The following is a 10,690-nucleotide window of genomic DNA, read 5'->3' as shown; positions in this document are numbered from 1 at the left end:
ATATACTCTGCGCCCATGCGTCATACCCAATACGACAAGACCCCTCTCGCCCAGCAACCCCAAGAGGCGTTGCTGGAGCGATTTGCGCCCACGGACGGCGCCAACCCCGAGCCTCGCCTGGGTAAAGCCGTTGCGGATGCCCTGCGGGATCATGAGCGTATCGGCTCACAGCCCCATTGCCTGGACGTGGCCGAGAATCTGCGCGTATTGGGAGTGGATAACGACACCCTGATCGCTGCCCTGCTGCTGGATGGACATCTGGACGGTTCACTCAGCGACGAGCACATCCGCGAGGAGTTTGGCGATACGGTCGCCTGTCTGGTGCGCAATGTGCATCTGCTCACCACCTTCAAGCGCTCCGCCAGCCAGGTGGAAAGTACACCGGAACAGGCGGAACGGCTCCGGCGCATGCTGCTGGCCATGGTGGACGATGTGCGCGCCGTGCTCATCAAGCTGGCCTATCGCCTCCAGCATCTGCGCCTGCTGGCTGTCGAGCCGGATGATCTGGCCCGGGCCATTGCCCGCGAGACCCTGGAGATCTTTGCACCCCTGGCCAATCGCCTGGGCGTGGCTCAGCTCAAATGGGAAATGGAGGATCTTTCCCTGCGGATTCTGGAGCCCAAGGAATACCGCCGGATCGCGAAGCTGCTTGAGGAAAGTCGCACGGAAAGAGAGCGTTACATCATGGATTTCACAGAGCACCTCAGGAAGGCGCTGCGGGAGGAAGACGTCAAGGCGGAAGTGCAGGGGCGACCCAAGCATATCTACAGCATTTGGCGAAAGATGCAGCGCAAGAACCTGGAATTCGAGGACCTTTATGACCTCAGGGCCGTCCGGGTGATTGTGGACCGACTGTCTACTTGCTACGCCGTGCTGGGCGTGGTGCACAGCACCTGGCCCCATATTCCCAAGGAGTTCGACGACTATATTGCCAATCCCAAGGATAATGGCTATCAGTCCCTGCACACGGCGGTCATCGGCCCGGAAGGCAAGGTGGTGGAGGTGCAGATCCGCACCCACGGCATGAATGAGTTTGCCGAACTGGGGGTGGCAGCCCACTGGCGCTACAAGGAGGGGGGTCGCGAGGATCAGGCCCTGTCCCGGGCAATCACATCCCTCAGGCGACTTCTGGAAAATCAGGATAACGATCGGGAACTGCTCGAGAATTTTCACTATGAGCTGTTCCATGACCGGGTCTTTGTGCTCACGCCCCGTGGCGATGTGATCGACCTGCCCAAGGGGGCCACCCCTCTGGATTTTGCCTACACCATTCACACCGAGGTGGGACACCACTGCCGGGGTGCGAAGGTGAATGGGCGCATCGTGCCGCTTACCTACGAATTGCGTTCCGGGGAGCGGGTGGAGGTACTCACCAGCCAGTCCGGCGGGCCCAGCCGGGACTGGATGAACCCGAACATGGGTTTTCTGCGCACTGCCCGGGCCCGGGCCAAGGCGCGCAGTTGGTTCCGGCAACAGGACCACGACAAGAACCTGTCCGAGGGGCGCGCCGTGCTGGAGCGGGAAGCCCAGCGCCTGGGGGTGAACACGCCGGACATGGATGAACTGATGCGCCGCTTCAAGCAGCCGGGTCGGGATGAGTTGCTGGTGGCCATTGGTTCCGGAGAGATCACCCCCGCGCAACTGGCTGGCGCCATGCAGGTGCCCATCGAACCCACCCCGGAAGAGACCCTGATGGGTCGCCGTCACCGGCACCCGCCGCCAGCAGACAAGGCCACCGACAAGGGCATCCGTATTCGGGGTGTGGGGAACCTGCTGACGCAAATGGCCGGTTGTTGCCGGCCGGTACCCGGGGACCGGGTGATTGGCTACATCACCCGTGGCAAGGGAGTCACCATCCACCGACGCGACTGCGTGCACATCCTGCGCATGTCCGAGGAAGAGCGTCCGCGCCTCGTGGAGGTCACCTGGGGCGAGGACACCCAGGCCTACCCGGTCAAGGTCACTGTGGAGGCCTTCGACCGCCAGGGGTTGCTCCGGGACATCACTCAGGTGCTGGCGAATGAGCGGATCAATGTCCTCTCCGCAGCCACCCAGACCGATCCGGCCGAAAACACCGTCACCATGGATCTCACCCTGGAGATCACCGACACCACACAACTGAGCAAGGTGCTGGACAAGATCGGTGCGGTGGCCAATGTCTTCTCGGTGCGCCGGGTATCCGCCGGCTGATCGGCCGAATCGACCAACCATGAGGTGTTCCACATGACCACGCCCTTGAGCGCCCTGCGAGGAATCCTGCCGCTGTGGGTTCTGGTGGCTCTGGCCACCGGCTGTGCCGGTATGCCCGATATGCGTCCGCCAGCGCCCACCCCCACTGATCCCCCCACACGCGCGCAGGTGCCCGCACCCGAGCCGGTTCCCGAACCGCAACCCCGGGTCGAGCCCACGCCGGAAACCAGTCGCGTACCGGCGCCCTCCATTGCCCGACAGGAACCTGCACGTGAGGAACGGACCCGGACACAACAGCCGCCAGCCGTGCTGGCCCTGGCCAGTGACGCGGATGAGCGGATGGAGCGGGGCGATGCCGATGGTGCCGCCGCTGCACTGGAGCGGGCCCTGCGCATCGCCCCCGATGACGCCCGGCTGTGGCAGCGTCTAGCGGCCGTGCGGCTGGAACAGGGGCAACCGGAGCAGGCCGTGAATCTGGCGGGACGCTCCAATACTCTGGCCCGTGGGGATCAGGCATTGCAGGCCCGCAACTGGCGCATCATTGCCGAGGCACGACGGCGCATGGGGGATCATGCCGGAGCCAATGCAGCCGAAGAACGGGCCCGCTCCCTGGCCCCGGGAGAACTGGGTTGAGTCAGGACTGCGAGCACGTACTGGGAGACGACGGCCCCCTGGCCCGGGCGCTTGAGGATTTTCATCCGCGTCAGGCCCAGCAGGATATGGCCCAGGCCGTGGCCGAGGCCATGCAGGCACAGGCCACCCTGGTGGTGGAGGCAGGAACCGGCGTGGGCAAGACCTTCGGATACCTGGTGCCTGCACTGCTCGATGGTGGCAAGGTGATCATCTCCACCGGGACCCGCAACCTTCAGGATCAGCTCTATCACAAGGACCTGCCCCTGGTGGCCGGTGCCCTGGGCGTCTCCCCGCGAACAGCCCTGCTCAAGGGGCGAAGCAACTACCTCTGCCCGCATCGCCTCAACATGACCCTGGCGGAGGGTCGAATGCTGGAGCCTCGTCTGGTGGAGCCCCTGCGCAGGGTGCGGGCCTGGGCGGACAAGACCCGCCATGGTGACATCGCCGAACTCACCGACCTGGGTGAGGATGCCGAGATCTGGCCCCGGGTGACGTCCACCGTGGACAATTGCCTGGGTCAGGACTGTCCTGAATACGCCGCCTGTCATGTGGTACAGGCGCGCCGCCGAGCCCAGGAGGCCGAGGTGGTGGTGGTCAATCATCACCTGTTGTTCGCCGATCTGGCCCTGCGTGGCGAGGGCTTTGGCGAACTGTTGCCCTCGGCCAATGCCTTTGTCCTGGATGAAGCCCACCAGTTGCCGGATGTGGCCGGCAATTTCTTCGGGGTCACTGTGAGTGCGCGGGCGTTGACGGACCTGGCCCGGGACAGCATCGCCGAGCTGCTCAACAATGCTCCTGACATGGGCGAACTGCGGGATCGGTCCGATGCCCTCACCCAGGCCGTGAAGGCGTTTCGCCTTGCACTGGGGGAAGGGTCGGGCCGCGGGCCATGGGTGTCACTGGCCACAAAACCTGCCGTGGAGCAGGGACTGGATGACCTGGAAAATCGTCTCACCAGCCTGGCCGACGGACTGGAGGCGGTGGCGGAGCGGGCCAAGGGCCTGGAGTCCTGCGGGCGTCGCGCCCGGGAACAACTGGAGCGGCTGTCGCTGTTTCGCGGCCCTCAGGACAATGCCGTGCAATGGTACGAGGCCTGGACCCGAAGCTTCAGCCTGCACGTCACGCCCCTGGACGTGGCCGCCCTGTTCAAGGAACACCGTGGCAGCTACCAAAGTGCCTGGATCTTTACCTCCGCCACCTTGTCGGTGGACGGCGCGTTCGATCATTTCAACCGCCGCATGGGGTTGGAAGATCCGCGCTGCCTGCTTCTGGACAGTCCGTTTGATTATCAGGCCCATGCCCGATTGTTCCTGCCACCCCGCCTGCCCGAACCCAACGATGGCCGATTCACCGGAGCCCTGGTGGACATGGCCCTGCCGCTTATTCGCGACAACCCGGGCGGCACCTTCATGCTGTTCACCAGCCTGAAGGCCCTGCGCGAGGCAGCACAGCGTTTGCGCGACTCACTGGACAGGCCTTTGCTGGTTCAGGGTGAGGCCTCGCGCAATGTCCTGCTGGAACGTTTCCGGGAGGCTGGCAATGGCGTATTGCTGGGCTCCCACAGCTTTTGGGAGGGGGTGGACGTGCGTGGCACCGCGCTCACCTGCGTGATCATTGATCGTCTGCCCTTTGCGGCCCCCGGCGATCCGGTTCTGGAGGCGCGCATCGCCCGAATTCGCCAGGGGGGAGGCAATCCCTTCCGTGATCTGCAACTGCCTCAGGCCGTCATCAGCCTGAAGCAGGGTGCCGGTCGACTGATCCGTGACATCAGTGATCGGGGCGTGCTTGTGCTGTGTGATCCACGCGTCCGTTCAAAGAGTTATGGCAAGACCTTCATCAAGAGTCTGCCCCCCATGCAGCCGGTGACCGATGACCGGGAAGTGATCCGGTTCCTCCGATCCGGCCCGTCCCTTCAGACCTCATCCGAACGAGCCCCCCAGTGACCCCCATAACACCCCGCAACCTCCTGGCCATTGAGACCGCTACCGAGGCCTGTTCGGCCGCCCTGTGGATGGAGGGTCGGATTCATGTGCGCTTTCAGGAGGCACCTCGGGCCCATGCACGGCTGATCCTGCCCATGATGGAGGCGGTGCTGGCTGAGGGGGGGATCGCCCTGGGGCAACTGGATGCCCTGGCCTTTGGTCGTGGCCCGGGAGCCTTCACGGGTGTGCGGGTGGCCACGGGCGTGATCCAGGGGGTGGCCTTCGGTGCAGACCTGCCGGTGGTGCCCATCTCCACCCTGGCGGCACTGGCCCAGCAACGGCTGGATGCAGGAAGCAGCCAGGTGCTGGCCGCCCTGGATGCCCGCATGGGTGAGGTGTACTGGGGTGCGTTCGAGGCCGACGAAGGCGGGCTGGCGGTGCCGGTGGGCAACGAAAGCGTGTGCCCGCCTTTGGCGGTTCCTGAGCCGCCCGATGGGGCTTGGGAACCCATCGGGCGCGGCTGGTTTGCCTGCCAGGAGGCATTGGCCCAACGCCTGGATAGGCGAGCCGACGCCCCCTGGGATGATCGCCTGCCCAGTGCCGCGGAAGTGGTGCGCCTGGCGGCGCGGGGCCTGGCCCGGGGCGAAGGCGTGCCAGCCGAGCAGGCCCTGCCGGTCTATCTGAGGGACAAGGTGGCCAATAAACCTCGACAAGTCACGTCGACCGGCAGTGCCGGCGCGTCCCAGGACACTCAGTCATGCCAGGACACTCAGTCATGCCAGGACACTCAGTCATGAATGTCTTCATCAGCACCGACCCCAATGCCCCTCTGATCAAGGCGCGCCTGCGTGCGACGCCGGCCGATTTTCAGGTGGACGAACTGCCCATCACCACGCCCGAGGGGGAGGGCGAGCATGTCTGGCTGCATCTGCGCAAGACGGGTCTCAACACGGATCAACTGGCGGGCATGCTCGCCCGCGCGGCAAGCGTTCCGCGGCGGGCCGTGAGTTACGCCGGGCTCAAGGATCGCCATGCAGTGACCACCCAGTGGTTCAGTGTCCACCTGCCCGGGTGTGACGCCCCCGAGTGGTCTGATCATCTGCCACCTGAAGTGGAGATCCTCACTGCCCATCGGCATCGTCGCAAGCTCCAGACGGGGCATCTTCGCGGCAACCGGTTTCAGATCCGGCTACGCGACTGCAAGGGGGACCGAGAGGCGACGGAGGCAAGGCTGCAGGCGATTGCCCATCGAGGTCTGCCGAACTTTTTCGGGGAACAGCGTTTTGGCCATGATCGTGGCAACCTGGACAAGGCTCGCGCACTGTTCTCAGGGGAGATCCGCGTACGCGATCGCAAGCTCAGGGGGCTGTACCTCTCGGCGGCCCGCTCGGAGATCTTCAATCGGGTGCTGGCAAGGAGAGTGGAAGAGGATCACTGGGATCGGGCAATGCCCGGAGATGCGATGCAACTGGATGGCTCTCGCAGTTTCTTCATCCACCGAGAGGAGGATCCCACAGTGGTGGAGCGGGTGACCGCCTTCGAGATCCACCCCACCGGTCCGCTATGGGGGCAGGGGGATGGCATCACAGAGGGGATGGCAGCACGGCTGGAAGCCGAGGTGATGGAGGCCGCGGATCTGATCGAACTGGCCCGTGGCCTGGAAGGCGCCGGCCTGTCCCAGGAACGGCGTGCCCTGCGCATCCGTGTGAAAGAGCTGACCTGGTCGTGGCTTGATGAGGCAGATCTGGAACTGCGCTTCGAACTGCCCGCCGGTGCCTATGCCACCACGGTCATCAAGGCCGTGGCGGATACGGCTTAACCGATCCGGGGCGATCCCGTGACCGGGACCAACTTGCTTGAAGGATAGCCACCGCCCAGCTGACTGAGCGCTTCGCGATCGTGAAGCGTCAGCACGCCGGCCTTTTCGGACACATAGCCACGACGCTTCCACTCTGCGAAGAACCGGCTCACCGTCTCCACCGTGAGGCCCAGCAACTCGCCCGTCTCGGTGCGCGAAAGCGGCAGGGGCACCTGCTCATGGCCGCCGTTCTTGTCGGCCCAGTAAAGCAGGAAGGTGGCCAGGCGCTCGTTGGCCTTCTTGGTGCCCAGTTCCACGGCCAGGGTCTCCACCTGCTGCAGGGCAGCCGCCCAGCGGGCGAGCAGGGCATTGTTCAGGGTGGGATGGTCTGCCTGCAGGCGTTTGAGCACATTCAGCGGCAACCGACAGACCTGCACCGGCGTGAGCGTCGTGGCGGTGTGATTGTAGGTCTGTCCCAGCAGGCTCTCTGCCCCCATGATATCCCCGTGGGTCAGCAGACGCAGGATCTGTTCACGACCGTTGACGGCGGTACGGGTGAGTTTGACCACCCCATCCTTGAGCGTGTACGAGGCCACGGCCTCGGCATTCTCCTGGTAGATGACCTCGCCCGCCGGAATGACCAGATGGTCGGCGGGATTGTCGAGGCTTTTCACCACCTCATCCGGCAGGGCACCGAACAGGCTCTCGGCACGCACGGGGCAGCGCATGCAGTCGTTGTCCATGAGTGGGGCCGGTGGCCGGCCCCCATTGGGTTTGTTTCGTATGCTCATATGACCGGGTCGGTGCCGATGATGTGGTTACATGGGTTGAACGAGGGTGAAGGCACCGCGGATCTGTCCTTCTGAATAACCGGTGGCCTGATCGTCGGGGTATTTGCGCAACAACGCCTGCTCCACATCGTAGCGCACCTCGGTGCCATGACAGGTCATGCACAATTCGCCGGCAGGAATGGCACGCATGTAGCGAATCTGCCAGCCCCCATCATCCTCTCGAACCTCGTGATGCTCCATGGTTTTGGGATCCTCACCAGCCGCAAGGCGCTCCTCGAAGGCGTTGAGCACGTCACGCTCCCAATCGTCCGGGGCATTGTCGGGATTGCGCAGTTGCAGACTGGTGCGACCGGCCTGTATGCCGGTGCTGTCAGAGATCTCCTGGGCGATCTCGGGGGCGCGTTGACTGCAAACATCGATGGCATGCACCGGCCCCCCTTCCTCCACAGCAGTCTTGAGTTCGTTCTGCAGGGACTGGGCAAACTGCTGGACCGCCCCCCGGGCCTGCTCCAGGCGGGCCTCGGTATCATCCTGAGCCCACAGCGGAGTGTGGGTCAGCGCCATGGCCGCCAGGGCCAAACTGGGAAATATCATTTGTCTCATGTGAGTCCCTCCCCGCGGTTTCACTGTTTTCCCGGCATGATCACTTGGCATACTAGCATGAGATTACTCAACAAAACCCACACTGGAATAATGAAATAGACGAAAGTTAGGATGAGGGTCAGTCCTTCAGTCGTAACAACACAAGAACGGCCCCCGTGCCCCCCATGGTTGGCGGGGCCGAGCAATAGGCCAGCACTTCGGAACGCTGCCTGAGCCATTGGGCCACGCGACTCTTGAGTACCGGCCCTCTATTGCTGGACCGCAGCCCCTTGCCGTGGATGATCCTCACGCAACGCAGGCGCCTCTCCCGGGCTTCAGCCAGGAACAGGGCCAGGGCTTGATGGGCCTCGCGGGCGAATAGACCATGAAGGTCCAGTTCATCGGCAATGCGATAATGCCCCCGGCGCAGTTTCCGGAACACCTGCCGCTGCAGTCCCTCGGTCATATGGGCCAGTTCGTCGCCGGGTTGCACATCGACGCCATCAAAGGGATCCTCCTCCAGGGCCTCGATCACGCGACGGCGATCAGCCTCAGCCTGGCGAGGACGGGGCGGGGGAGGGCGGCGCTGCAAGGGCTGGCGGTCGCTGCGCACGGGCTGTACCTGCCCTACCGCGGCCCTGAACAGGGCCATGTCGTCGTCCTCCGGCAGGTCGTTGGGGGGCATGACAGATCTCCGTTGGGACATGCGTCTAACACGGGGTTTCCAGTATATTAGCCACCTGACTTCACAGTGACCCACTATGCGTATCCTGCTCAGTAATGACGATGGTGTCCATGCACCAGGACTGCAACAGCTGGCCAAGACCCTGCGTGGCCGGGGCCAGGTGACCGTGGTGGCTCCGGATCGGGACCGCAGCGGGGCCAGTAACTCACTCACGCTGTCGCGACCTTTGCGGGCCACCACACTGGATAACGGTGACGTGCGTGTGGACGGCACGCCCACGGACTGCGTGCACCTGGCCCTGACCGGCCTGCTGTCCGAGGAGCCGGACATGGTCATCTCCGGCATCAATGCCGGCGCCAACCTGGGTGACGATGTCCTGTATTCGGGTACGGTGGCTGCCGCCATGGAAGGGCGGTTTCTGGGGTTACCGGCGATTGCCGTCTCCCTGGCAGGCCAGCAACAATGCAAGCACTACGATTCCGCCGCCCAGGTGGTGCTGGAGTTGCTGGACCGATTACGAAGCATTCCACTCCCTTCCGACACCATCCTCAATGTCAACGTTCCCGACCTGCCCCGGAGAGAGATCCGGGGCTATCAGGCCACCCGTCTCGGGCATCGTCACAAGGCGGAGCCGGTGACCCGCTCCACCGATCCTCGAGGTCGTCCCATCTACTGGGTGGGTCCTTCAGGCCCGGAACAGGACGCCGGCCTGGGGACCGACTTCCATGCCGTGCGCTCCGGTTACGTGTCGGTCACACCGATTCAGGTGGACCTGACCCGCTACGAGGCCATGGACATCGTCAGCCGCTGGCTCACGGAGGGCGAGGCTTGAATCATGATCTGACCGGAATCGGCATGACGTCCCAGCGTGCGCGGGATCGTCTGGCCGGGCGTCTTCGAGAGCTGGGCATCCGTGATCCCCGTGTGCTGGAGGTGATTCGCGCCACGCCACGCCATCTGTTCGTGGACGAGGCGCTGGCGCACCGCGCCTATGAGAACACCGCACTGCCCATCGGGTTTGGCCAGACCATTTCCCAACCCTACATTGTCGCCCGCATGACCGAGGCCCTGTTGGCAGAGGCCGCGCCGCAGATGGTGCTGGAGGTGGGCACAGGCTCCGGGTATCAGGCAGCCGTACTGGCACAACTGGTGGGGCGAGTGATCAGCCTGGAGCGGATCCGCCCGCTGCAGCGCCAGGCCCGTGAGGTGCTCAGCCTCATGCGCTTGCAGAACATCAGCCTGCGTCATGTGGATGGCAATCAGGGCTGGCCGGAAAACGCCCCCTACGATGCCATTCTGCTCACCGCGGCGCCCCGGGTGATCCCCGAGGCCCTGCTGCTGCAACTGGATATGGGCGGGCAGTTACTGGCCCCGGTGGGTGAGGAAAGCGGGGCACAGACCCTGGTCCGCATCACACGCACCCCGGAGGCCTATGTCAGGGAGGATCTGGGCCCGGTGAGTTTTGTGCCGCTGTTGCCAGGAGAGGTGCAATGAGGCTCTTTGGTCCCCTGTATGATCGGGTGATGATGTGGTCGCGACATCGCCACGCCCCACGTTACCTGGCGGGTCTTTCTTTCGCTGAATCATCGTTTTTCCCCGTACCCCCCGACGTGATGCTGGCCCCCATGGCGGCGGCGCGTCCCGATCGGGCAATGCGCCTGGCCCTGATCACCACGGTGTTCTCCGTCCTGGGCGGCTTGCTCGGGTACCTGCTGGGTTACCTGGCCTTTGAACTGCTTCAGCCGGTGATCGAGGGGGCGGGCTATGGCGAGGAACTGATACGCGCCCAGGAGTGGTTCTCCGTGTGGGGCGTCTGGGTGGTCCTGGTGGCCGGCTTCTCACCCATTCCCTACAAGCTCTTCACCGTCACCGCCGGAGCGCTGTCCATGGCGCTGCTGCCTTTCGTGGTGGCCTCGTTCCTGGGTCGGGGGGCGCGCTTTTTCGCCGTGGCCCTGATCATCAGCTGGCTGGGCCCCCGGGTGGAACCGCGACTGCGCCCGTACATCGAATGGATAGGATGGGCGTCGGTCATCCTGCTGGTTCTGGCGGTGATCATCTATCAGTTACAGGGGTGAGAAACAAACTGTGC

The 10,690-nt window shown here is 64.2% G+C and carries 11 protein-coding genes; 8 read left to right on the top strand and 3 right to left on the bottom strand.

The window, feature by feature from the left end:
• Positions 1–15 precede the first annotated feature (15 nt).
• The 5 genes from relA to truD are packed head-to-tail and all read left to right on the top strand — an operon-like array spanning position 16 to position 6,564.
• Positions 16–2,190 carry a GTP diphosphokinase gene (gene relA / locus LPW30_RS09015; protein WP_239680667.1) on the top strand — a complete coding sequence of 725 codons (2,175 nt, stop codon included), beginning with the start codon at positions 16–18 and terminating at the stop codon, positions 2,188–2,190.
• Positions 2,191–2,223: 33 nt separating this feature from the next.
• A complete protein-coding gene (locus LPW30_RS09010) occupies positions 2,224–2,823 on the top strand; it encodes a tetratricopeptide repeat protein (protein ID WP_239680666.1) in 600 nt (199 codons plus the stop codon).
• Positions 2,820–4,766: a DNA repair helicase YoaA gene (locus LPW30_RS09005; protein WP_239680665.1), complete on the top strand. Its 1,947-nt coding sequence runs from the start codon at positions 2,820–2,822 to the stop codon at positions 4,764–4,766. Before LPW30_RS09010 ends, LPW30_RS09005 begins: the two co-directional genes overlap by 4 nt.
• Positions 4,763–5,542 carry a tRNA (adenosine(37)-N6)-threonylcarbamoyltransferase complex dimerization subunit type 1 TsaB gene (gene tsaB / locus LPW30_RS09000; protein ID WP_338018816.1) on the top strand — a complete coding sequence of 260 codons (780 nt, stop codon included), beginning with the start codon at positions 4,763–4,765 and terminating at the stop codon, positions 5,540–5,542. Before LPW30_RS09005 ends, tsaB begins: the two co-directional genes overlap by 4 nt.
• Positions 5,539–6,564, top strand: coding sequence for a tRNA pseudouridine(13) synthase TruD (truD, locus tag LPW30_RS08995; RefSeq protein WP_239680664.1), 1,026 nt, complete (start codon positions 5,539–5,541; stop codon positions 6,562–6,564). Before tsaB ends, truD begins: the two co-directional genes overlap by 4 nt.
• On the opposite strand, the gene LPW30_RS08990 is transcribed toward truD, so the two are convergent.
• The 3 genes from LPW30_RS08990 to LPW30_RS08980 form a co-directional block, all read right to left on the bottom strand.
• Positions 6,561–7,334, bottom strand: coding sequence for a Crp/Fnr family transcriptional regulator (locus tag LPW30_RS08990; protein ID WP_084306600.1), 774 nt, complete (start codon positions 7,332–7,334; stop codon positions 6,561–6,563). The genes truD and LPW30_RS08990 overlap by 4 nt on opposite strands.
• Before the next feature lie 27 nt (positions 7,335–7,361).
• A complete protein-coding gene (locus LPW30_RS08985; protein WP_025281376.1) occupies positions 7,362–7,937 on the bottom strand; it encodes a Tll0287-like domain-containing protein in 576 nt (191 codons plus the stop codon).
• 118 nt (positions 7,938–8,055) lie between these two features.
• A complete protein-coding gene (locus tag LPW30_RS08980) occupies positions 8,056–8,601 on the bottom strand; it encodes a Smr/MutS family protein (protein ID WP_238624661.1) in 546 nt (181 codons plus the stop codon).
• A 76-nt stretch (positions 8,602–8,677) separates the two neighbouring features.
• Here LPW30_RS08980 and surE point away from each other — a divergent pair, with 76 nt between their 5' ends.
• Genes surE through LPW30_RS08965 form a run of 3 tightly spaced genes read left to right on the top strand, consistent with a single transcriptional unit; the run spans position 8,678 to position 10,676 of the window.
• A complete protein-coding gene (gene surE, locus LPW30_RS08975) occupies positions 8,678–9,433 on the top strand; it encodes a 5'/3'-nucleotidase SurE (RefSeq protein ID WP_025281378.1) in 756 nt (251 codons plus the stop codon).
• A 23-nt stretch (positions 9,434–9,456) separates the two neighbouring features.
• On the top strand, positions 9,457–10,095 hold the full coding sequence (locus LPW30_RS08970) for a protein-L-isoaspartate(D-aspartate) O-methyltransferase (protein ID WP_029762376.1): 639 nt from the start codon (positions 9,457–9,459) through the stop codon (positions 10,093–10,095).
• Complete coding sequence (locus LPW30_RS08965) at positions 10,092–10,676, top strand: YqaA family protein (RefSeq protein ID WP_025281380.1); 585 nt, start codon at positions 10,092–10,094, stop codon at positions 10,674–10,676. The genes LPW30_RS08970 and LPW30_RS08965 overlap by 4 nt, the downstream gene beginning before the upstream one ends.
• The last annotated feature ends 14 nt before the right edge of the window (positions 10,677–10,690 follow it).

The sequence above is a fragment of the Ectothiorhodospira variabilis genome (assembly GCF_022227625.1).
Taxonomy (GTDB): Bacteria; Pseudomonadota; Gammaproteobacteria; order Ectothiorhodospirales; family Ectothiorhodospiraceae; genus Ectothiorhodospira; species Ectothiorhodospira haloalkaliphila.
Note: the sequence above shows the minus strand (reverse complement) of the source record. Positions and strands in the feature narration are given on the sequence as shown.

Bases quoted from the DNA above. Each gene is read 5' to 3' on its own strand.
- relA (WP_239680667.1), top strand. From the start codon at position 16: ATGCGTCATACCCAATACGACAAGACCCCTCTCGCCCAGCAACCCCAA.
- LPW30_RS09010 (WP_239680666.1), top strand. From the start codon at position 2,224: ATGACCACGCCCTTGAGCGCCCTGCGAGGAATCCTGCCGCTGTGGGTT.
- truD (WP_239680664.1), top strand. From the start codon at position 5,539: ATGAATGTCTTCATCAGCACCGACCCCAATGCCCCTCTGATCAAGGCG.
- LPW30_RS08990 (WP_084306600.1), bottom strand. From the start codon at position 7,334: ATGAGCATACGAAACAAACCCAATGGGGGCCGGCCACCGGCCCCACTC.
- LPW30_RS08985 (WP_025281376.1), bottom strand. From the start codon at position 7,937: ATGAGACAAATGATATTTCCCAGTTTGGCCCTGGCGGCCATGGCGCTG.
- LPW30_RS08980 (WP_238624661.1), bottom strand. From the start codon at position 8,601: ATGCCCCCCAACGACCTGCCGGAGGACGACGACATGGCCCTGTTCAGG.
- surE (WP_025281378.1), top strand. From the start codon at position 8,678: ATGCGTATCCTGCTCAGTAATGACGATGGTGTCCATGCACCAGGACTG.
- LPW30_RS08970 (WP_029762376.1), top strand. From the start codon at position 9,457: ATGACGTCCCAGCGTGCGCGGGATCGTCTGGCCGGGCGTCTTCGAGAG.
- LPW30_RS08965 (WP_025281380.1), top strand. From the start codon at position 10,092: ATGAGGCTCTTTGGTCCCCTGTATGATCGGGTGATGATGTGGTCGCGA.